Annotated in this window: 23 protein-coding genes; 17 read left to right on the top strand and 6 right to left on the bottom strand. The window is 68.6% G+C overall.

Features of this window, described 5'->3' with window-relative positions:
• Positions 1 to 29 precede the first annotated feature (29 nt).
• Entirely contained in the window at positions 30 to 728 is a 699-nt protein-coding gene (gene lexA / locus ITJ62_RS16685) for a transcriptional repressor LexA (RefSeq protein WP_071262299.1), read from the bottom strand.
• A 271-nt stretch (positions 729 to 999) separates the two neighbouring features.
• Between lexA and ITJ62_RS16680 the strand changes: the two genes are divergently transcribed.
• The 3 genes from ITJ62_RS16680 (at position 1,000) to ITJ62_RS16670 (ending at position 4,053) form a co-directional block, all read left to right on the top strand.
• Complete coding sequence (locus ITJ62_RS16680; RefSeq protein WP_137243224.1) at positions 1,000 to 1,392, top strand: LysM peptidoglycan-binding domain-containing protein; 393 nt, start codon at positions 1,000 to 1,002, stop codon at positions 1,390 to 1,392.
• Between the two features lie 89 nt (positions 1,393 to 1,481).
• Entirely contained in the window at positions 1,482 to 2,942 is a 1,461-nt protein-coding gene (locus tag ITJ62_RS16675) for an amino acid permease (protein ID WP_194604602.1), read from the top strand.
• Between the two features lie 31 nt (positions 2,943 to 2,973).
• Positions 2,974 to 4,053, top strand: a complete 1,080-nt coding sequence (locus tag ITJ62_RS16670) for a histidinol-phosphate transaminase (protein ID WP_194604599.1) — start codon at positions 2,974 to 2,976, stop codon at positions 4,051 to 4,053.
• Between the two features lie 34 nt (positions 4,054 to 4,087).
• On the opposite strand, the gene sufU is transcribed toward ITJ62_RS16670, so the two are convergent.
• On the bottom strand, positions 4,088 to 4,525 hold the full coding sequence (sufU, locus tag ITJ62_RS16665) for a Fe-S cluster assembly sulfur transfer protein SufU (protein WP_191941341.1): 438 nt from the start codon (positions 4,523 to 4,525) through the stop codon (positions 4,088 to 4,090).
• A complete protein-coding gene (locus ITJ62_RS16660; protein WP_194604596.1) occupies positions 4,522 to 5,829 on the bottom strand; it encodes a SufS family cysteine desulfurase in 1,308 nt (435 codons plus the stop codon). Before ITJ62_RS16660 ends, sufU begins: the two co-directional genes overlap by 4 nt.
• Before the next feature lie 110 nt (positions 5,830 to 5,939).
• Between ITJ62_RS16660 and hisB the strand changes: the two genes are divergently transcribed.
• From hisB to ITJ62_RS16640, 4 genes are all read left to right on the top strand, one after another.
• A complete protein-coding gene (hisB, locus tag ITJ62_RS16655) occupies positions 5,940 to 6,548 on the top strand; it encodes an imidazoleglycerol-phosphate dehydratase HisB (protein WP_079707070.1) in 609 nt (202 codons plus the stop codon).
• On the top strand, positions 6,545 to 7,180 hold the full coding sequence (gene hisH, locus ITJ62_RS16650) for an imidazole glycerol phosphate synthase subunit HisH (protein WP_194604594.1): 636 nt from the start codon (positions 6,545 to 6,547) through the stop codon (positions 7,178 to 7,180). Before hisB ends, hisH begins: the two co-directional genes overlap by 4 nt.
• An 85-nt stretch (positions 7,181 to 7,265) precedes the next feature.
• Positions 7,266 to 8,012 carry a bifunctional 1-(5-phosphoribosyl)-5-((5-phosphoribosylamino)methylideneamino)imidazole-4-carboxamide isomerase/phosphoribosylanthranilate isomerase PriA gene (priA, locus tag ITJ62_RS16645; protein WP_079707068.1) on the top strand — a complete coding sequence of 249 codons (747 nt, stop codon included), beginning with the start codon at positions 7,266 to 7,268 and terminating at the stop codon, positions 8,010 to 8,012.
• Positions 7,996 to 8,823: an SseB family protein gene (locus ITJ62_RS16640; RefSeq protein WP_194604591.1), complete on the top strand. Its 828-nt coding sequence runs from the start codon at positions 7,996 to 7,998 to the stop codon at positions 8,821 to 8,823. Before priA ends, ITJ62_RS16640 begins: the two co-directional genes overlap by 17 nt.
• A gap of 27 nt (positions 8,824 to 8,850) precedes the next feature.
• On the opposite strand, the gene ITJ62_RS16635 is transcribed toward ITJ62_RS16640, so the two are convergent.
• Complete coding sequence (locus tag ITJ62_RS16635; RefSeq protein WP_056012072.1) at positions 8,851 to 9,222, bottom strand: DUF1844 domain-containing protein; 372 nt, start codon at positions 9,220 to 9,222, stop codon at positions 8,851 to 8,853.
• A 269-nt stretch (positions 9,223 to 9,491) separates the two neighbouring features.
• Here ITJ62_RS16635 and infC point away from each other — a divergent pair, with 269 nt between their 5' ends.
• The 10 genes from infC (at position 9,492) to pheT (ending at position 18,873) form a co-directional block, all read left to right on the top strand.
• A complete protein-coding gene (gene infC, locus ITJ62_RS16630; protein WP_194605353.1) occupies positions 9,492 to 10,118 on the top strand; it encodes a translation initiation factor IF-3 in 627 nt (208 codons plus the stop codon).
• A gap of 15 nt (positions 10,119 to 10,133) precedes the next feature.
• On the top strand, positions 10,134 to 10,328 hold the full coding sequence (gene rpmI, locus ITJ62_RS16625) for a 50S ribosomal protein L35 (RefSeq protein WP_056012069.1): 195 nt from the start codon (positions 10,134 to 10,136) through the stop codon (positions 10,326 to 10,328).
• A 27-nt stretch (positions 10,329 to 10,355) separates the two neighbouring features.
• Positions 10,356 to 10,742, top strand: coding sequence for a 50S ribosomal protein L20 (gene rplT, locus ITJ62_RS16620; protein WP_064294422.1), 387 nt, complete (start codon positions 10,356 to 10,358; stop codon positions 10,740 to 10,742).
• Between the two features lie 102 nt (positions 10,743 to 10,844).
• The gene (locus ITJ62_RS16615; RefSeq protein ID WP_194604588.1) at positions 10,845 to 11,645 is read left to right on the top strand and encodes an RNA methyltransferase; all 801 of its coding nucleotides are present in this window, start codon (positions 10,845 to 10,847) and stop codon (positions 11,643 to 11,645) included.
• 221 nt (positions 11,646 to 11,866) lie between these two features.
• On the top strand, positions 11,867 to 12,586 hold the full coding sequence (locus ITJ62_RS16610; RefSeq protein ID WP_079707380.1) for an amino acid ABC transporter ATP-binding protein: 720 nt from the start codon (positions 11,867 to 11,869) through the stop codon (positions 12,584 to 12,586).
• Positions 12,587 to 12,677: 91 nt separating this feature from the next.
• Positions 12,678 to 13,574, top strand: a complete 897-nt coding sequence (locus tag ITJ62_RS16605) for a glutamate ABC transporter substrate-binding protein (RefSeq protein WP_064294420.1) — start codon at positions 12,678 to 12,680, stop codon at positions 13,572 to 13,574.
• A 107-nt stretch (positions 13,575 to 13,681) separates the two neighbouring features.
• Entirely contained in the window at positions 13,682 to 14,329 is a 648-nt protein-coding gene (locus tag ITJ62_RS16600; RefSeq protein ID WP_079707378.1) for an amino acid ABC transporter permease, read from the top strand.
• Positions 14,326 to 15,225 (top strand): amino acid ABC transporter permease, encoded by a 900-nt coding sequence (locus tag ITJ62_RS16595; RefSeq protein WP_138944586.1) that lies wholly within the window; start codon positions 14,326 to 14,328, stop codon positions 15,223 to 15,225. The genes ITJ62_RS16600 and ITJ62_RS16595 overlap by 4 nt, the downstream gene beginning before the upstream one ends.
• A gap of 91 nt (positions 15,226 to 15,316) precedes the next feature.
• Entirely contained in the window at positions 15,317 to 16,357 is a 1,041-nt protein-coding gene (gene pheS / locus ITJ62_RS16590; protein WP_137243214.1) for a phenylalanine--tRNA ligase subunit alpha, read from the top strand.
• Between the two features lie 2 nt (positions 16,358 to 16,359).
• Positions 16,360 to 18,873 carry a phenylalanine--tRNA ligase subunit beta gene (pheT, locus tag ITJ62_RS16585; RefSeq protein ID WP_194604586.1) on the top strand — a complete coding sequence of 838 codons (2,514 nt, stop codon included), beginning with the start codon at positions 16,360 to 16,362 and terminating at the stop codon, positions 18,871 to 18,873.
• A gap of 73 nt (positions 18,874 to 18,946) precedes the next feature.
• Here the strand turns inward: pheT and ITJ62_RS16580 are convergent, their stop codons facing one another.
• Both ITJ62_RS16580 and ITJ62_RS16575 read right to left on the bottom strand, forming a co-directional pair.
• Complete coding sequence (locus ITJ62_RS16580; RefSeq protein ID WP_124769494.1) at positions 18,947 to 20,506, bottom strand: UDP-N-acetylglucosamine 1-carboxyvinyltransferase; 1,560 nt, start codon at positions 20,504 to 20,506, stop codon at positions 18,947 to 18,949.
• Between the two features lie 36 nt (positions 20,507 to 20,542).
• Positions 20,543 to 21,190, bottom strand: a complete 648-nt coding sequence (locus ITJ62_RS16575) for a hypothetical protein (protein WP_194604584.1) — start codon at positions 21,188 to 21,190, stop codon at positions 20,543 to 20,545.
• Positions 21,191 to 21,287: the final 97 nt, after the last annotated feature.

The following is a 21,287-nucleotide window of genomic DNA, read 5'->3' as shown; positions in this document are numbered from 1 at the left end:
TCGTCGGTGTCGCGGAGCGATCCGGGCGGTCAGACCGTCCGGAGCACGGCGACGACCTTGCCGAGGACCTCGGCGTGGTCGCCGAGGATCGGTTCGAAGGCCGAGTTCCGGGGGAGCAGCCAGGTGTGACCGTCGCGCTGGCGGAACACCTTCACGGTCGCCTCCTCGTCGAGCATCGCCGCGACGATCTCGCCGTTCTCGGCGGTCTTCTGCTCGCGGATGACGACCCAGTCGCCATCGCAGATCGCGGCGTCGACCATCGAGTCGCCGACGACCTTCAGCATGAACAGACTGCCCTTGCCGACCAGCTGACGCGGCAGGGGGAAGATCTCCTCGACCTGCTGCTCGGCCGTGATCGGGATGCCGGCGGCGATGCGACCGACGAGCGGGACCATGGCTGCGTCGCCGACCGGGGGAGCGGAGTCGGGATCGCTCCCCTCGACGGCGCTCGGCAGGTCGATGAGCACCTCGATGGCGCGGGGACGGTTGGGATCGCGTCGGAGGTATCCGCTGAGTTCGAGCTGTCCGAGTTGGTGCGTGACACTCGACAGGGAGGCGAGCCCGACGGCGTCGCCGATCTCGCGCATGCTCGGCGGATACCCGCGCTGCGAGACCGAACGCTGGATGACGTCGAGGATCGCCAGCTGCTTGTCGCTCAGGCTCTTCCGTCGCCGGGTGCCGCCGATCTGGCGCTCCCGGGCTCCGTCGCCCGCCGTGTTCGCTGCCATCTTCGCTCCTGCCCTGATCGGCTGTCGGTGACCGATGTCGGTGGGTGGTGGTGTACTGCTTCCAACACTCGAAACTGTATCCGCACCAGCTCGTCCAGACAAACATCTGTTCGAGTGTGTCGCCGATCCCGCGCGTCTCAGGTACGAAGACAGGGTTGAGTATTCGAACAATCGAAGATATATTCGGAACACAGGTTCGTATCCGGCACTCCTGGTCGAGTGTCGGGTACGAGTCCTCATCACACGATGAGCACACTCTTGGAGGGTTGACATGAGCGCAGCACTGATCGGGTCCCACCGGGCGCTTCCCGCACGGACGGCGCAGGCACCGGCGTCAGACGCACCGTCCACACGCCGACTCCGCCTGACGAAGCGCGGCCGCGTCGTCTTCACCACGCTCGCCGCCATCCCGCTGGTCATCGGCGTCGCGGTCGTCGGACTCTCCGCAGGCGGTGCCGCGGCCAACACAGCGGCGGCGGGAGCCACGTTCACGTACATAACGGTCGACCCGGGCGAGTCGCTCTGGCAGCTGGCCGAGTCCATCGCGCCCGACGCCGACCCGCGCGACGTCATCGCCGAGATCATGAACCTCAACCAGCTCAGCACCGCCGGTGTCGAGCCCGGGCAGCGCCTGGCGATCCCGCAGCGGTACGCGGCCGAGTAGGCCGACAATCGGCGGGTCACTCCGCGCTGGTTCTCAGCTATCGTCGATGGCGCGGTGCAACGACGCCCGCAGCATCGTCGGAGGCAAGCATGAGTACAGACGATCGGAGCCGCTCGCTGCTCCGGAAGAAGCCGATCGCGGAGATCGAGGATGAGACCTCCGGTTCGAAGCTGTTCAAGAGCCTCGGGCTCTGGCAACTCACGGCCATCGGGGTCGGTGGCATCATCGGGGTGGGGATCTTCTCCCTCGCCGGACTCGTCGCTCATGGGAGCGAGACCTCGCCCGCTGTCGGGCCGGCCGTCCTCTTCTCGTTCCTGATCGCGGGTCTCGCCTCCGCGGCCGCGGCGTTGTCGTACGCGGAGTTCGCCGGCATGATCCCGAGAGCCGGGTCCGCCTACACCTACGGGTATGTGGCGCTCGGCGAGATCATCGGCTGGTTCATCGGCTGGGACCTGTTGCTCGAGTACATCGCGATCGTCGCGGTGGTCGCGATCGGGATCTCCGGCTACTTCGACGCCTTCCTGTCCGGCATCGGGATCCACATGCCGGCCTGGATGACCTCGACCGCCGACGAGGGGAAGGGCGGCCTCGTCAATCTCCCCGCCATCTTCGTCTGTCTCCTCGTGACCTTCATCCTGAGTCGCGGGACGAAGGCCTTCGGTCGATTCGAGCTCATCGCGGTCGGCATCAAGGTCCTGCTCATCCTGTTCATCATCGGCCTCGGGGTCTTCTACATCAACGGGGAGAACTACGATCCGTTCCTCCCCAGCGGTTTCGGGCCGGTGTTCGCCGGTGCCGCGACGGTCTTCTTCGCGGTCTTCGGATACGACGCGATGAGCACGGCGGCCGAGGAGGCGAAGGACGGCAAGAAGCACATGCCGAAGGCGATCATCCTCTCCCTCATCGTCGCCATGCTCCTGTACGTCGCGGCCACCCTCGTCCTGACCGGTATGCAGAACTACACCGACATCGACCCCACCGCCGGGTTCGCATCGGCGTTCCAGAGTGTCGGCCTGCCCGTGGTGGCGACGATCATCTCCGTGTTCGCCGTCCTGTCGATCCTCACCGTGATGCTGACGTTCCTGTTGGGCGTCACCCGTGTCTGGTTCTCGATGAGTCGTGACGGTCTCCTTCCGCGGTGGTTCTCGCGCACGGACCGGCGAGGCGTGCCGCAGCGGGTGACCTGGATCGCCGGCGGCGCTGCAGCCGTCTTCGCCGGTGTGTTCCCGATCAAGCAGGTCGCCGACCTCACGAACATCGGCATCCTGGCCGCCTTCATCGTGGTCTGCGTGTCGGTGATCGTCTTCCGGTACACGAAGCCGGACGAGCCCCGCTCCTTCCGGTTGCCGTTGATGCCGTTCGTCCCGGCGTTCGGCGTCCTGGCGTCCGGCTTCCTGATCCTGCAGTTGCACTGGGAGACCTGGCTGCGGTTCGGGGTCTGGCTCGTGATCGGTCTCATCGTGTACTTCGCCTACGGGCGACGCCACTCGCTGTTGAACCCGGCGAGCCCCCGGCACGAGGTTCTTCGTCGGGAGCGTCAGGCGGACTGAGCGCGCCGGCCGGAGTGGCTAGCATTGTGGAGTGACCGCTCTCGACGACCTCCCCATCCGCGACGACCTCCGAGGACAGCGCCCGTACGGCGCTCCCCAGGCCCTGGTGCCGGTGGCGCTCAACGTCAACGAGAACACGCACCCGATCCCTGAAGCGGTCGCGCACGACATCGTCGCCTCGCTCGCGTCGGCGGTCCTCACGGTGAACCGATACCCCGATCGCGAGTTCACGGAACTCCGCGAGGCCCTGGCGGGATACTTGGGTCACGGGGTGTCCCCGGAGCAGATTTGGGCGGGGAACGGGTCGAATGAGGTGCTGCAGCACATCCTGCAGGCCTTCGGTGGTCCCGGGCGATCACTCCTCGGGTTCACGCCGACGTACTCGATGTATCCGCTCCTGGCCGCCGGCGTCGGCACCAGGTGGATCCCCGCGACGCGCGACGCCGAGTTCGAGCTCTCGCCCGAGACCGCCGCGCGTCAGGTGGCCGAGGCGGATCCCGACCTCGTGTTCCTCTGCTCGCCCAACAACCCCACCGGAACACCGTTGTCGCTCGAGACCGTCGCCGCGGTCTACGAGGCCTCGCGGGGCATGGTGATCGTCGACGAAGCGTATGCGGAGTTCGCTCCTGACGACGAGGCGAGCGCGCTCACGCTGTTGGAGGGGCGTCCGCGCCTGATCGTCTCCAGGACGATGAGCAAGGCATTCGCCTTCGCCGGGGTCCGTCTCGGGTACCTCGCCGCCGACCCCGCGGTCGTCGACGCGCTGAGACTCGTCCGGCTCCCGTACCACTTGAGCGCCCTGACGCAGGCGGCCGCGACCGCCGCGCTCCGGCACGCCGACGAGATGCTGGCGATGGTCGACGACATCCGGACCCAGCGCGATCGCCTCGTCGTCGAGCTCGGGCGTCTCGGCTACGACCCGAAGCGGAGCGGATCCAACTTCGTGCTGTTCGGCGGCGTCGCCGATCCGCACGCGGCGTTCGAGGCGCTCTTTGCGCGGGGGATCCTGATCCGTGACGTGGGCATCCCGAACCACCTGCGGGTGACCGCGGGCACCGAAGCGGAGACGACCGCGTTCCTCGAGGCCCTGGCAGCGATCAGCCCCGCCTGACCAGCCCTCGGCCGGGCGGAGGTGGGGCGCCTGCTCACGGCAGGCGGGAGATGGCCTCCTCGGCGGCGACCCAGGGGAGCATGGCGCACTTCACGCGGGCGATGTAGCGCGAGACGCCGCTGAACGCCGCGGCGTCTCCGAACCGTTCCTCGTCGAACTCGAGCGTGCCCCGCGAGCGGATGACCGTCCGGAACTCGTCGACCAGGGCCTGGAGCTCGGCCGGTGTGAGGCCTGCCGCGAGGTCGCTCAAGCAGGAGCTCGACGCCTGCGAGATCGAGCAGCCGTGCCCCTCCCAGGCGATCGGTGCGAGACGACCGTCGGGCCCGGGATGGAGCTGCAGGGTGACCTCGTCGCCGCAGGTGGGGTTGAGCTGGTGCGACTCGGCGGCGGGCGCGTCCCGCAACCCGAAGCCGTGGCGCTGGCGGGCGTGGTCGAGGATGAGCTCCTGGTAGAGGCTCTCCAGGCCGCTCATCGGGAGGCCCCGAAGAACGGACCGACGAGGGTGGCCGCCTCGAGGAAGGCGTCGATCTCGGCCTCCGTCGTGTAGAGGTAGCTGCTCGCGCGGGTGGACGCGGTGAGGCCCAGCCGGCGGTGGAGTGGTTGCGCGCAGTGGTGCCCGACGCGCACCGCGATGCCGCGATCGTCGAAGAACTGACCGACGTCGTGGGCGTGCACTCCGGTGAGGTCGAAGCTCGCCAGCCCGGCGCGAGGTGTCCCGGCCGGCGGGCCGATGAGCGTGACGCCGGGGATGGCGGCGAGTCCGGCCGCGAGTCGCTGTCCGTAGGCCGCCTCGGTGGCGTGGACACGGTCCATGCCGACCGCTTGCAGGAACCGGACGGCGCTCGCGAGGGCGATCGCCTGCGACACCGGCTGGGTCCCGGCCTCGAACCGTTGCGGGGCGGGCAGGAACTCCGCGCCGTCGAGTGTGACGGTCGTGATCATCGACCCGCCGGTGAGGAAGGGGGGAAGGGCGTCGAGCAGCCGGCGGCGACCCCACAGGGCCCCGATGCCGTTCGGACCGAGCATCTTGTGACCGGAGAACACGAGGAAGTCGACGCCGAGGGACGCGACGTCGACGGGCAGGTGCGGGACGGACTGGCAGGCGTCGAGCACGGTCAGCGCGCCGACGCGTTCGGCGAGGGCGACGAGCTCGGAGACCGGCGCGATCGCCCCGGTGACGTTGGACACGTGTGTGAACGCGATGATGCGCGTGCGTTCGCCGATGACGTCGCCTGCGGCGTCGAGACGCAGCACGCCGTGGTCGTCGACCGGCAGGTGACGGAGGGTCGCACCGGTGCGTGCGGCGAGTTGCTGCCAGGGGATGAGGTTCGCGTGGTGTTCGAGTTCCGTGACGACGATCTCGTCACCTGGGCCGAGGCGGAATTGCTCGGCGGCGGCACCACCGAGGCCGGCGCTCGCATTCCCGATGGCCCCGGCGATGAGGTTGAGGGCTGCGGTCGCGCCGGAGGTCCAGACGAGTTCCCGCTCGTCGGCACCGATGAACGCGGCGACGGTCGCGCGCGCGTCCTCGAAGAGCTCCGTCGCTTCGGCGGCCAGGAGGTGGGCGCCACGGTGGACGGCGGCGTTCTGGTGCGTCGCGTAGTCACGCTCCGCGTCGATGACCTCGATCGGGCGTTGCGAGGTGGCGCCGGAGTCCAGATAGACGAGCGGGTGTCCGTTCATCTCCCGGGCGAGGATCGGGAACCGTTCACGGAGAGCGGCGATCTCCGTCGCGTCGAGTGGGACGGCCGGGGCGATGCTGGGTGTGGAAGTCATGACCTCTCAACGATAGGCGTCGCCACGCCCTGGTGCAGCCGCATGACGCGACGATGCCCACCCGTCGACACACGGCGTGCAGCGTCGGTGCGCTCGATACACTGGATCCCATGACCACCCAGCAGCGCACGGCCCGGATCCAGCGCGCGACGAGCGAGTCCAGCATCGAGCTGGAATTGAACCTCGACGGCACCGGCACGAGCAGCATCGAGACCTCCGTCCCGTTCTACAACCACCTGCTCACGGCCTTCGCGAAGCACTCGCTGACCGACCTGACCGTCCGTGCGACGGGCGATGTCGACATCGACGTCCACCACACGGTCGAGGACGTCGGTATCGTCCTGGGCCAGGCGATCCGTCAGGCGCTCGGCGACAAGGCCGGCATCTCGCGGTACGGCGACGCGCTGGTCCCGCTCGACGAGGCGCTCGTGCAGGCCGTGGTCGACATCTCCGGTCGTCCGTACCTCGTGCACGGCGGGGAACCGGCCGGATTCGAGTTCCACCTCATCGGCGGGCACTTCACGGGTTCGATGGTGCGTCACGTCTTCGAGGCGATCACCTTCAACGCGGGCCTCACCGTGCACGTGAACGTCCTCGGCGGTCGCGATCCGCACCACATCGCCGAAGCGGAGTTCAAGGCGTTCGCGCGGGCCTTCCGGCAGGCGAAGGCGTTCGACCCGCTGGTCCAGGGCATCCCGTCGACGAAGGGCGCGCTGTGAGTGCACGCCCGTCGGTGGTCGTCCTCGACTACGGCTCCGGCAACGTGCACTCCGCCGTCAAGGCCCTCGAGCTCGCCGGCGCCGACGTCGTGCTGACGGGCGACCGCCAGGCCGCCCAGGCCGCCGACGGTCTCGTCGTGCCGGGGGTCGGTGCCTTCGATGCGGTGATCGGCGCCCTCCGTTCTTCCCACGGCGACGAGGTGATCGACCGTCGTCTCGCGGGAGGCCGTCCCGTCCTCGGCATCTGCGTGGGGATGCAGGTCATGTTCGAGCGTGGTTTGGAGCGCGGTTCCGAGGCCGAGGGCCTGGGGGAGTGGCCCGGCGCGGTCACGGAACTCGAGGCGCCCGTACTACCGCACATGGGCTGGAACACGGTGTCGCCGGACGCGGGGTCCGTGCTTTTCGACGGCCTCGCCGACGAGCGCTTCTACTTCGTCCACTCCTATGCCGCACAGCAGTGGACCCTCAAGGTCATGCCGCCGTTCCCCGAGCCGCGCCTCACCTGGGCGACCCACGGGGTGCCGTTCCTCGCGGCCGTCGAGAACGGTCCGCTGTCAGCGACGCAGTTCCACCCGGAGAAGTCGGGCGACGCCGGTATCCGCCTGCTGTCCAACTGGCTCGGCACCCTATAGCCGACTAGGATCTGGTGCTTGTGCCACGAGGCATGCTGTGTGCCGGGAACCGAGGGGCTCGCAGCTCCCGAAGAGACGGTGGATCATGAACGAGTTCAACACGACGGCCGGCCTGACGCTGCTCCCCGCGATCGACATCGTGGACGGCAAGGCCGTCCGGTTGACGCGCGGCGAGGCCGGTTCGGAGACGAACTACGGCGAGCCCGTCGACGCGGCCCTGGACTGGGCTCGTCAGGGGGCGGAGTGGATCCACCTCGTCGACCTCGACGCCGCGTTCGGTCGTGGCGACAACCGGTCGATCATCCGCAAGGTCATCTCGAAGGCGCGCGGCGTCAACATCGAACTGTCGGGCGGCATCCGCGACGACGCCTCCCTCGAGCAGGCGCTCGAGACGGGCGTCGCACGCGTGAACCTCGGGACCGCGGCGCTCGAGAACCCCGAGTGGGCCGCGAGCGTCATCGCCCAGTACGGCGAGGCGATCGCGGTCGGCCTCGACGTCCGTGGCACGACGCTCGCCGCTCGCGGCTGGACGCAGGACGCCGGCGACCTGTGGACCGTCCTCGACCGTCTCGAGGAGGCGGGCTGCGCACGCTACGTCGTGACGGACGTCACGAAGGACGGCACGATGCAGGGGCCGAACATCGAACTGCTCCGACAGGTGCTCGAGCGCACGGAGCGGCCGGTGGTGGCCTCCGGCGGCATCTCGAGCCTCGACGACCTGGTCGCGCTGCGCGAGCTGGTCCCCCTCGGGCTCGAAGGGGCCATCATCGGGAAGGCGCTCTACAACGGCGCGTTCACCCTGGCCGAGGCGCTGGATGTCTCGGGCCGCTGACGAATCCTCCGAGCCCGACCGGCACGGTCCGTCGGGCGGGCATGCCCACCATGCGATGGGTGGTGCCGATTCGGCTGGTCAGCCCTGGGCCGGTCGGAGCTTCCAGCCGAACGCGAGTTCCGGTGACGACGGCAGTGCGCCCGAGCGGCTGATCGAGTCCCTTCGACGCTTCCGGGCCGGCGAGGTCGGCGAGGCCGAGGTCGTCGACGCGTTCCGGGACTCCCGCTTGCTCATCCCGCTCGTGGCCCACCTCGGTGAGGCCGGCGAGAACGAGCACGGCCAGTTGGTCGACAAGTCGCAGGAGCTGTCCATCGTGACCGTGACTGGTCCGGACGGCCGTACCGTGCTCCCGGTGTTCAGCTCGGTGCAGGCGATGTCCGCGTGGAACCGGACGGCGAGGCCGATTCCGGCCGACGGCGTCCGGGTCGCCCTGGCGGCCGCGAGTGAGCAGACGGACGTGGTGGTCCTCGATCCGACGTCGAGCACCGAGTTCGCCGTACGCCGCCCCGCGCTGTGGGCGATCGCGCAGTCGCAGCCGTGGACGCCCAGCTTCGCGGACCCGCTGGTGCGCGGCGCGTTCGATCGATCGATCGAGCAGGAGCTCGCGGTCGTGAGTGTGCGACTGCGAGCCGGAGACCCGGAGGCGAAGCTCGCCGGATCCGAGCTCGTGGTCGAGCTCGGCCTGCTGCAGGGACTGACCCAGCAGGAGCTCGACGCGGTGCTCGCGCGGCTCGCTCAGCGCTGGGCCGCGGACGAGGTCATCGCGACGCGCGTCGACTCGCTCGCGGTGTCGCTCCGCCCCGCCGACTGATCGGCGAGGCGGAGCGCCGCGCTGCGATCAGGTGACCGGGCCGGTCCACTTCTCGCCGGGACCCTTGCCGATGGGATCCTGGATGGTGGACGCCTCCCGGAAGGCGAGCTGCAGGGACCGCAGGCCGTCGCGCAGCGAGCGGGCGTGCATGTCGCTGATCTCCGGGGCACCCGCGGTGATGAGCCCGGCGAGGGCGTTGATGAGCTTGCGGGCTTCGTCGAGGTCCGTCTGGGCGTCGGGGGCGTCCGCGAGGCCGCACTTGACCGCTGCAGCGCTCATGAGGTGCACGGCGGCGGTGGTGATGACCTCGACGGCGGGGACGTCGGCGATGTCCCGGGTGGCCTGATCGGCCCCTCCCGACTCGTCGTCGTGGTCGTACGGGCTGGTGGTGTTGTTCACGTGGATCCTCTGTTAGACTCGTGCGGTGCTCCGAGACATGTCTCGGTACGAAAGAGGAGATTCTCCCACCCGCGCTTGACCGCTTCACAAGGTTACCGGGTTGTCACGCTCCGCCTGTCGCTTCACCGCTTCGGGTCGTCGGGCGTGGTGCCTTCCGACAGGTGTTCTGAACACCGGCGGAGGGTACGGGTGTGTGGTGAACCGATTTCGTCGCGTCGCAGGTATCGGACCTGGTCGCGTGGCATCCCACCCAGTCAGAGGAGCTCCGCATCAGCGATCCCCGTACCAATGACCGTATCCGCGTCCCGGAGGTCCGACTCGTCGGTCCCGGCGGAGAACAGGTCGGCGTCGTCAAAATCGAGGTCGCCCTTCGCCTCGCGCAGGAAGCGGATCTCGACCTCGTCGAGGTCGCACCCAACTCCAAGCCGCCCGTTGCGAAGATCATGGACTACGGCAAGTTCAAGTACGAGGCTGCGCAGAAGGCCAAAGAGGCCCGGCGCAACCAGGCGAACACGATCCTCAAAGAGGTCCGGTTCCGCCTCAAGATCGATCAGCACGACTACGAGACCAAGCGCAAGCGCGCCGAGGGCTTCCTCAAGGCCGGTGACAAGGTGAAAGCCATGATCCAGTTCCGCGGCCGCGAGCAGTCCCGCCCAGAGCAGGGCGTCCGCCTGCTCCAGAAGTTCGCCGAGGACGTGTCCGAGTGGGGCACCGTCGAGTCCACCCCCATGGTCGACGGTCGCAACATGGTGATGGTCGTCGGTCCGCTCAAGAACAAGTCCGAGGCGAAAGCCGAAGCCAACGCACAACGTGCGGCATCCAAGGCACGTCCGGCTGACGCCGACGAAGCCGACGAGGCTGCTCCGGCGGAGTCATCCGCCGACGAGAACCGATAAGAAACGAGGAATCCCATGCCGAAGCAGAAGACCCACTCCGGGGCCAAGAAGCGATTCAAGGTCACCGGCAGCGGCAAGCTGATGAAGCAGCAGGCCGGTATGCGACACAACCTGGAGAGCAAGTCCAGCCGTCGCACCCGTCGCCTGAACCAGGACCAGGTGCTGGCGCCCGCCGACGCCAAGGTCATGAAGAAGCTGCTCGGTCGCTAGACCGTTTACCCGTAAGGAACTAGGAACATGGCAAGAGTCAAAAGGGCGGTCAACGCTCACAAGAAGCGTCGCGTCATCCTCGAGCGCGCCGCCGGTTACCGCGGTCAGCGTTCGCGTCTGTACCGCAAGGCCAAGGAGCAGGTCACTCACTCCCTCGTCTACTCGTACCGCGACCGTCGTGCGCGCAAGGGTGATTTCCGTCGCCTCTGGATCCAGCGCATCAACGCGGCTTCGCGTGCCAACGGCATGACGTACAACCGCTTCATCCAGGGTCTCGGCCTCGCCGGGATCGAGGTCGACCGCCGTATCCTCGCCGACCTCGCGGTGCACGAGCCCGCCACCTTCGCGGCCCTCGTCGCGTCGGCCAAGGCCGCGCTGCCCGCCGACACCTCGGCGCCCAAGGTCTCCGCGTAGTCGGAAGCCCTGCGTCCGACCGGAGGACGTGTTCGAACGGCCCGATCCCACCAGGGATCGGGCCGTTTCGTCTGTCCGGAGTGCGACCCATAGGATGGATGCGTGCTTGACAATCCGCGGTCACCGCGCGTCCGTTCCGTCGCCAAACTCGCCAAGCGTCCGGCGAGACAGGAGACCGGCCTGTTCCTCCTCGAAGGACCACAGGCGGTCTCGGAGGCCCTGCAGTTCCGGCCCGACCTGATCCTCGAGCTGTACGCGACGCCGACGGCCCTCGAGCGCTACACCGACATCGGGGCCACGGCCACCGATGCAGGACTCGAGGTCGAGTTCGTCACCGAGCAGGTCCTCGAGTCGATGGCCGACACCGTCACCCCGCAGGGGTTCATCGCGGTCGCGCAGCAGTTCCCGACCTCGATCAAGGACATCTTCGCCGGAGAGCCGCAGCTCGTCGTCATCCTGGAGGAGGTCCGCGATCCGGGCAACCTCGGGACGATCATCCGAGCCGCCGACGCCGCCGGCGCGGACGCCGTCTTCCTGAGTGGACGGACCGTCGACCTCTACAACCCGAAGGTCGTGCGCTCCACGACCGGCTCGCTCTTCCACCTGCCCGTCGCGGTCGATGTCGAGCTGCCCGCCGTGCTGGAACGAGCCCGTGCAGCGGGACTGCAGACGCTCGCTGCCGACATCAAGGGCGAGGACCTCCTCGTGGCCCGGTCGGAAGGCGTGCTCGCGCGGCCGACGGCATGGGTGTTCGGCAACGAGGCCAGGGGACTCACCGACGAGCACCTCGAGCTCGTCGACCGTGCGGTTACGGTACCGATCTACGGCCGTGCCGAGAGCATGAACCTGGCCACTGCGGCGTCGGTGTGCGTCTTCGAGAGCGCGTTCGCGCAGCACGCCTGAGCGCCTGAGGCGTCGACCGTCGAGGTTACGAAACGGTAACCGTAGCGCTTCCGTCATGCGCACGAAACACACGGTCACCTAGTTTGGGTTACATGGAGCCAACAGTGTCCCCGAACTCCGGCCCGACGGAACCCGATGCAGCAGCCTCGCATGGTGCCGCCGGCGCATACGAGACCACGAGCAACCCGATCCAGGCAGGGCGCGGCGAGCCCCTCGTCGTCATGGAGAACGTCGAGAAGCACTACGGCGAGTTCCACGCCCTGAAGGACATCAACCTCACCGTCAACAAGGGTGAGGTCGTCGTCGTGATCGGACCGTCCGGGTCCGGCAAGTCCACCCTCTGCCGGACGATCAACCGGCTCGAGACGATCAGCTCGGGGGAGATCCGGATCGACGGCAAGAAGCTGCCGGAGGAAGGCAAGCAGCTCGCCGAGCTGCGCGCCGACGTCGGCATGGTGTTCCAGTCGTTCAACCTGTTCGCGCACAAGACGATCCGCGAGAACGTCACCCTCGGCCCGATCAAGGTGCGCAAGCAGAAGAAGCGCGACGCCGACGATGCGGCGAAGGTGCTGCTCGAGCGCGTCGGCATCGGCGTGCAGGCCGACAAGCTGCCGGCACAGTTGTCCGGCGGGCAGCAGCAGCGCGTCGCGATCGCCCGCGCCCTCGCGATGAAGCCGAAGGTCATGCTGTTCGACGAGCCGACCTCGGCCCTCGACCCCGAGATGATCAACGAGGTCCTCGACGTCATGGTGCAGCTCGCCAGTGAGGGCATGACCATGATCGTCGTCACCCACGAGATGGGCTTCGCCAGGAAGGCCGCCGACCGCGTCGTGTTCATGGCCGACGGCGAGATCCTCGAGGACACCGACCCCGAGTCGTTCTTCACGAACCCGCAGTCCGAGCGGGCGAAGGACTTCCTGTCGAAGCTCCTCACCCACTGACCCATCCGACTCCGGATCGCGCGACCCGCGCGGCGACCCGGAACTGACCAACCGATCGGCCCGTCCCGGGCACCAAGGAAGGAAGGAAAACATGCGCAAGAGGCTCATGTTCATCACCGCGGGAGTCGCTGCAGCAGCGCTCGCGCTCAGCGGGTGCAGCGGCGGCGACGCCGGCACCGGATCGACCGACGGCGCGTCCGACGGCGGCGCACTCTTCGAGGTCGCCACCGACGTCCAGCTCGAGGGCAGCCCCACGTACGACGCGATGGTGAAGGCCGACAAGGTCCGCATCGGCGTCAAGGAGGACCAGCCCGGTCTCGGCTACCTCGACGCCGCCACCGGCGAGCGTTCCGGCTTCGACGTCGAGATGGCCACCTGGATCGCCGCGTCGCTCGGCTTCGACGCCGACAAGATCGAGTTCAAGGCGATCCCGAGCGCCAACCGCGAGTCGGCCATCGTGAACGGTGACATCGACTACTACGTCGGCACCTACTCGATCACCGACAAGCGCAAGGAGCAGATCGACTTCGCCGGACCGTACTTCGAGACCGGCCAGGGCCTGCTCGTCGCCGCGGACAACGACGACATCAAGGGCGAGGACGACCTCGCCGGCAAGACGGTGTGTTCGGCGACGGGCTCCACGCCCATCCAGAACATCAAGGACAACTTCCCCGACACCAAGACGGAGGAGTTCGACACCTACTCGCAGTGTGTCGAGGCCCTGAACGACGGCAAGGTCGACGCGGTCACGACCGACCAGGCGATCCTGATCGGGTATGCGGCGCAGTTCCCCGACGAGCTCAAGGTCGTGGGCGAGCCGTTCAGCACCGAGCTGTACGGCATCGGTCTGCCGAAGGGTGACGACGCCCTCCGCCACTTCATCAACACGATGTTCACCGATGGCGGCGACACCTGGACCAAGATCTACGACGCCACCCTCGGCGCCTCCGGCACCAAGGTGACCCAGCCGGCGGTCGACGACTACTAAGCAGCGCCCCGGGCGGCCGCCGACCAGCGGCCGTCCGGGGGAGCTGTCCCGTCGACTCCGCCCAGGCGCCCGCCACGGGCGTCCCCCTCCCGAAAGGCGTGCGCGACATGAACGTCCTGCTCGACAACCTCGACCTCTTCGTCACGGGCTTCCGCAACACCCTGCTGCTCTTCGTGGTGTCGGGGTTCTTCGCGCTCATCCTCGGCACCATCGTCGGTGCCATGCGGGTCTCGCCGGTCCCGGCGATGCGCCTCTTCGGCACCGTGTACGTCAACACGGTGCGCAACACCCCGCTGACCCTCATCCTCTTCTTCTTCGCTTTCGGCTACCCGAAGCTCGGGCTCCCCGAAGTGAGCTACACGACGCTCGCGATCATCGGGCTGAGCCTCTACACAGCGACCTACGTCGCGGAGGTCCTGCGGTCCGGCGTCAACACGGTGCCGATCGGTCAGGCCGAGGCCGCACGCGCGATCGGGCTGCCGTTCGGACAGACCATGACGCTCGTCATCCTGCCGCAGGCGTTCCGTGCCGTCCTGCCTCCGCTGTTCAGCGTGCTGATCGCCCTGCTCAAGAACACGACGGTCGCCGCCGGCTTCTCCGTCGCCGAAGCGGGCGCGATCCGCGCGAACCTGTCCGAGCGAGGTGAGCCGCTCCTCATCGGGCTGCTGTGGGTGGCCCTCATCTTCGTGGCGCTCGTGTCGCTCCTGTCCCTCGCCCAACGGGCCTTCGAGAAGAAGTGGAGGATCGCGCGATGAGCTCCGTCCTGTTCGACACCCCCGGCCCGAAGGCCATCGTCCGCTATCGCTGGATCGGTGCGGCGACGGTGCTCGTCGTCGCCGGCATCCTCGCCTTCGTCGTCTTCCGCTTCATCGAGACCGGACAGTTCACCGCCTCGAAGTGGAAGCTCTTCACCTTCCCGCGCGTCTGGGAGCAGATCCTCCAGGCGACGGGCGCGACCCTGTCCGCGTTCGCGGTCGCCGCCGTCTGCAGCGTCGTCCTCGGACTGGTGCTGGCGATCGGCCGACTGTCCGACCACAAGATCATCAGCGTCCCGTTCACGATCTTCATCGAGTTCTTCCGGGCGGTCCCGGTCCTCATCCTGATGATGCTCATGTACTACGGGCTGCCACCCCTCGGCTTCACCTTCGTGACGCCGTTCGTCGCCGTCGCCATCGCGCTGACGCTGTACAACGGCGCGGTGTTCTCCGAGATCTTCCGAGCGGGCATCGAGTCGTTGCCGAAGGGGCAGGGCGAGGCCGCCTACGCCATCGGCCTGCGGAAGTCCGCGGTCCTGCGCCTCATCCTGTTCCCGCAGGCGATCCGCGCGATGCTTCCGGTCATCATCGCCCAGCTCGTCGTCGCGCTCAAGGACACGGCACTCGGCTTCCTGATCACCTACCAGGAGCTCCTCTACCTCGCGAAGCAGTTCGGTTCGCAGGCGCTGTACGGCAGCCCGATCATCCCCTCGATCATCGTGATGGGCTCGATCTACATCGTGCTCTGCCTGATCCTCTCGGGCGTCGCGAAGATCGTCGAGGTGCGTACCAGACGGTCGCCACGGACGCCGAAGGAACAGGCCGTGACCGAGGACACGACGACCAAGATCCTCGGCATCCAGGCGGGGAACCAGTCGTCCGGCGCGAGCATCTGACGTCGTCCCGACGGAGCCCGGGCAATCGGGCCCCCGTCGGGGCGAGGACGGTCGCCCATGTGGGCCGACCGCCTGGGTAGACTTGGCTCTCGTGTCCGACGCATCCCCAATCTCCGAACCAGCGGTGAACGCCGCGGTCGACGCCGCTCTCGAAGCGATCGCCGCAGCCACCGACTCGGCCGCCCTGAAAGCGGTCCGATCAGCCCACGCCGGCGAAGCATCACCGCTCGCCGCCCTCAACGGATCGCTCCGCAGCGTGCCGAACGACCAGAAGGCCGCGCTCGGCAAGCTGGTCGGTCAGGCTCGCGGGCGCGTCTCGAAGGCGTTGAGCGAGCGCGAGGGCGAGATCGTCGCCGCCGAGACGGAGGCACGCCTCGCCGCCGAGGCGATCGACGTCACCGCCGTCCCGCTGCGACGCCTGCCCGGTGCCCGGCACCCCCTCACGCTGCTCCAGGACCGCGTGTCCGACATCTTCGTCGGCATGGGGTGGGAGATCGCCGAGGGGCCAGAGGTCGAGAGCGAGTGGTTCAACTTCGACGCACTGAACTTCGACGCCGACCACCCGGCCCGCGCGATGCAGGACACCTTCTTCGTGGAGCCGCTGGAGTCACACCTCGTCCTGCGGACGCACACCTCGCCGGTCCAGGTGCGCTCGCTGCTCGAGCGCGAACTCCCCGTGTACGTGCTCGCCCCCGGGCGCGTCTACCGCACGGACGAGCTCGACGCGACGCACACGCCCGTCTTCATGCAGTTCGAGGGTCTCGCCGTCGACAAGGGCCTGACGATGGCGCACCTGCGCGGAACGCTCGACCACTTCGTGAAGAGCGTCTTCGGCGACGACGCGAAGGTCCGCCTGCGTCCCAGCTACTTCCCCTTCACCGAGCCGAGCGCCGAGCTCGACTTCTGGCACCCGACCTTCAAGGACGGGCCGCGTTGGATCGAGTGGGGTGGGTGCGGCATGATCAACCCGAACGTGCTCCGGTCCGCCGGTATCGACCCCGAGGTCTACTCGGGCTTCGCCTTCGGGATGGGTGTCGAGCGCGGCCTGATGCTGCGCGACGGCGTGCAGGACATGCGAGAGATGGTGGAGGGCGACGTCCGCTTCTCCCAGCAGTTCGGGATGGTGGTGTAGTCGTGCGTGTTCCATTGAGCTGGCTCGGGGAGTTCGTCGAACTCGCCCCGGGGACCACCCCTGAAGACGTCCACGCCGCGCTCGTGCGCGTCGGGCTCGAGGAGGAGGACGTCCACCGCTTCGAGCTGACCGGTCCCATCGTGGTCGGCGAGGTCCTCGAGTTCGTCGAGGAGCCGCAGTCCAACGGCAAGACCATCCGCTGGTGCCAGGTCCGCGTCGCCGAGGGTGACGCCGAGGGCGCCGTGCGGGGCATCGTCTGCGGCGCCGGCAACTTCTTCGTCGGCGACCAGGTGGTCGTCACCCTGCCCGGCGCCGTCCTGCCCGGTCCGTTCCCGATCGCCGCTCGCAAGACCTACGGCCACGTGTCGGACGGCATGATCGCCTCGGCTCGCGAGCTCGGTCTCGGTGAGGACCACGACGGGATCCTGCGTCTCTCGACGATCGGGGTCGAGGCACCCGTCGGCACCGACGCGATCAGCCTGCTCGGTCTCGACGACGCTGCGGTCGAGCTCAACGTGACGCCTGATCGCGGCTACGCGTTCTCGATCCGAGGGGTCGCACGTGAGTACTCGCACGCGACCGGTGCGGCCTTCCGCGACCCGGCGGCGAGCGTCCCCGAGGCGTTCACCGGGCCACTCGACGGCTTCCCCGTCACGGTCGAGGATGCTGCGCCGATCCGCGGTCGCGTCGGGTCGAGCGTGTTCGTCACCCGCGTCGTGCGCGACGTCGACCCGACGAAGCCGACCCCGCCGTGGATGGTTGCCCGGTTGAAGCTCGCCGGCATCCGCTCGCTGTCGCTCGTCGTCGACATCACGAACTACGTCATGCTCGAGCTCGGGCAGCCGATCCACGGGTACGACCTCGACAAGCTCACTGGCGGCATCGTCGTCCGGCGCGCGCGGTCCGGCGAGACCTTCGTCACGCTCGACGGCCAGGAGCGGAAGCTCCACGACGAGGACCTGTTGATCACCGACGACTCGGGCCCGATCGGGCTCGCGGGCGTGATGGGTGGCCTCGACACCGAGATCACCGATGCCACGCGTAACGTCCTCATCGAGGCCGCGAACTTCGACCAGGTGTCCATCGCGCGGAGCGCGCGTCGCCACAAGCTGCCGAGCGAGGCGTCCAAGCGGTTCGAGCGCGGTGTCGATCCACAGATCGCCGTCGCGGCCGCCGGTCGCGTCGCGCAGTTGCTCGTCGACCTGGCCGGCGGCCGGACGGACGACCTCGGCTCCACCGTCACCACGGCGCCGGATCGCGAGCCGATCCTGCTCCCCGACGACTACATCAACGGCCTCATCGGCGTCACGTTCGGAGCGGACGAGACACGATCCGCGCTCGCCGAGATCGGCGCGGCCGTCGAGGCTACCGATGGCGGCCTGCTCGTGACGCCGCCGAGCTGGCGCCACGACATCACCGGCAAGGAGGACCTCGCCGAGGAGGTGGCGCGGATCCTCGGATACGACCGCATCCCGTCGGTGCTCCCCGTCGCGCCTCCGGGACGCGGGCTCTCGCGTTCGCAGCGGCTGCGCCGTGGGGTCGCCGACGCGCTCGCCTACGGCGGCGCCACCGAGGTGTTGGCCTACCCGTTCGTCTCCGCCGAGGAGAACGCCCGGTTCGGCGCTCCGCAGCCGGGTGAGTTCCCGGCCGTGAAGCTCGCGAACCCGCTCGACGCGAAGGCCCCCTTCCTCCGCGCGTCGATCCTGCCCGGTCTCCTCGCGGTGGCCCACCGGAACGTCTCGCGCGGTCTGACCGACCTCTCGATCTTCGAGGTCGGCGCGGTGTTCCGTCCGTCCCGTCACGGCGCGTTCGGCCAGGCCGAACTCCCGCAGGCGGCGGTCCGTCCGAGCGAGGCCCAGCTCGAGGAGCTCGAGGCGGGCGTCCCGGCCCAACCGCGTCATCTGGGATTCCTCGCGGTCGGCAACGCCGTCGCGAAGCAGCCGGGCCAGCCCGCCGTCGCGGCCGGTATCGCGGACGCGCTCGAGGCCGTCCAGGCCGTCGCAGTGGCGACCGGTGTCGACATCACCGTCTCGCAGGGCAGCCACCAGGCACTGCACCCCGGACGGACCGCGGCCTTGCACGTGGGCGACGTCCTGGTGGGGTACGCGGGGGAGGTCCACCCGGCCGTCGCCGAGGAGGCGAACTTGCCGCGCGTCGTAGCGGTCGCGGAACTCGACCTGGATCGCATCATCGCGCTCGGCGACGCACTGCCCGAGGCCGTCGGCATCGGCACCCTGCCCGCTGCGACGCAGGACCTCTCGCTGCTCGTCCCCGCGACGGTCTCCGCCGGCGAGGTCCTCGACGCCGTCCGGGTCGGAGCCGGTTCGCTGCTCGAGCACATCCGCCTCGTCGACGACTACCGCGGCTCGGGCGTCCCCGAGGGCGGCAAGAGCCTGACCTTCGCGCTGCGGTTCCGCGCGCCGGACCGCACGCTCACCGCGGCGGAGGCGAGCGACGCGAAGCTCGCCGGCGCGGCGGTGGCGGCCGAGCGTTTCGGCGCGAGCATCCGGGACTGAGCCGGTCGTACCGGACGACAGCGGCCCCGCGGATCGACGATCTGCGGGGCCGCGTCCGTCGGACGGGACGGACTCAGTCGCGGAAGGTCTCGATCGACGCACCCAGGGTGATGAGCCGCTCCTGCAGCTGCTCGTACCCGCGAGCGATGATGTCGACGTTCCGGAGCACGCTCGTACCTTTCGCGGCGAGCATGGCGAGCAGGATGACGACTGCCGGTCGCAGCGCGGGAGGGCAGCTCACCTCGGCGCCGGACCAGTGCGTCGGCCCGGAGACGTCGATGCGGTGCGGGTCGCGCAGGCGGACGTTCGCGCCGAGTCGGGTCAGGTCGGTGAGGTGGATCGCCCTGCCCTCGTACACCCAGTCGTGGATGAGCGTGTCGCCCTCGGCGCAGGCCGCGATGACCGCGAAGAACGGGAGGTTGTCGATGTTGAGCCCCGGGAACGGCATGGGGTGGATCTTGTCGATCGGGGCGTGCAGTTTCGAGGGGTGCACGGTGACGTCGACGAGACGGGTCCGACCGTTCGCGGCTGCGTACTCGGGGGAGCGGGTGTAGCGCAGTCCCATCTCGCCGAGCGTCGCGAGCTCGATCTCCATGAACTCGATCGGCACGCGCGTGACGGTGATCTCCGAGTCGGTGACGATCCCGGCGGTGAGCAGACTCATCGCCTCCACCGGGTCCTCACTCGGCCAGTAGTCCACGTCCTCGTTGATGACGCTGCGGCCGGTGATCCGGAGCGTCGTGCTCCCGATGCCCTCGATGGTGATGCCGAGGAGCTCCAGGTAGAAGCACAGGTCCTGCACCATGTAGTTCGGGCTGGCGTTGCGGATGGTCGTGACGCCGTCGCGTACCGCGGCGGCCATGATGGCGTTCTCGGTCACGGTGTCGCCGCGCTCGGTGAGCACGACGCTCAGCTCCTCGGGCACGTCGGGGGCGACGGTGGCCTGGTACCAGCCGGCGGTCGCCTCGATGGACAGGCCGAACGGCCGGAGCGCGATGAGGTGTGGCTCGACGGTGCGGGTCCCGAGGTCGCAACCACCGGCGTAGGGGAGGGCGAAGGTGTCGTAGCGGCCGAGCAGCGGACCGAGGAACATGAGCACACTGCGGGTCCGGCGACCGGCGTCCTCGTCGATGCTCTCGAGTGAGAGGTCGTCCGGGACGTGGATCTCGACGTCCTGGCCGTCGGGCGACCAGACCACGGAGACGCCCAGGCTGCGCAGGACGTCGATGATGCGGTCGACCTCGACGATCCGGGCGATGCCGTGCAGCGTGGTGCGGCCGCGGTTCATGAGCGCGGCGCACAGGAGCGCGACCGAGGCGTTCTTGCTCGAACGCACCGCGATGGTCCCGTGCAGCTGTCGGCCACCCTGGACGCGGAGGTGCGAGTTCTTCTTCTGTTCGCCGAAACTGACGATCTCACTCTCGAGCGCGGTGCTGATCCGGCTCAGGAGGTCGATGCTGATGTTCTGACTGCCCTGCTCGATCCGGTTGATCGCGCTCTGGCTCGTGCCGACGCGTTCCGCCAGCTGGGCCTGGGTGAGTTTGCGTCCCTGACGGGCGCCGCGGATGAGTGCTCCGACCTGCCGGAGCGGTGCCGCAGGGTCCGTTCGTTCAAACGTTGCCGTGTCTTCCATGTCGTCACTCTATCTCAGATATGAGATAGAGCGCCGTTAGGGACGCCCCTGAGATGTCGGAACGGAATTCGAAACCCGCTCCGTGGTGTCAGACGCGGGCGCGGAGCTCCGGAAGAGGACGGCGTACACCGGGCCTGCGGCGAACCAGATGGCGGTGACCGCGACGAGCTTGATGATCATGCCCCAGATGACGTCCTCGTTCGCGAGGGCGAAGGAGGCGGGGACGGTCCAGCCGACCATGGCCTGCATCGCGAGGAGCCCGGCGACCGCGATCGCGACGGCGAGGACCACCCGACGCCACTCCGACCAGGCGGCCCGGACGTACGCGGGCCCGGACTTCGGCTTCGGCCGCGGTGCTGGACCGCCCGCGAACCGGTGTGCGAACCAGACGTCCGCCTTCGTGATGAGCGCGTGGCCGAACGCCACCGTGAAGCCCAGGTAGATGGTCGCGAGGAGGTGCGTGACGTTCGGCTCCTCGCCGGACGCGAGGTCGGTCGCGGTCAGGACCAGGAGGACGAGGTCCACGACCGGTACACCGATCAACATGATCGCGCTGAGCCGGCGCCGCCGGAGGAGGTAGCGGACCGCGAGCCCGCCGAAGAGGAGGATCCAGAACGCGGCCTCCGCGCCGAGGATGGCCCAGATGAGTGGGCTCGTGCCGAAGAGTTCAGTGAAGCTGTCCATGTTCCGATGGTGTCGCGGGGTGATGCCGTGCCACATCGACCGTGCTGCTGATCCGCCGGCGACTGGGTCAGCGGAACTGCGTACGCCGGCTCGTCCC

Origin of the sequence: Plantibacter sp. VKM Ac-2876 (assembly GCF_015350715.1) — a bacterium.
In the GTDB taxonomy this organism is placed as follows: domain Bacteria; phylum Actinomycetota; class Actinomycetes; order Actinomycetales; family Microbacteriaceae; genus Plantibacter; species Plantibacter auratus.
The sequence above is the reverse complement of the archived record's forward strand: the minus strand, read 5'-3'. Positions and strand labels throughout refer to the sequence as shown.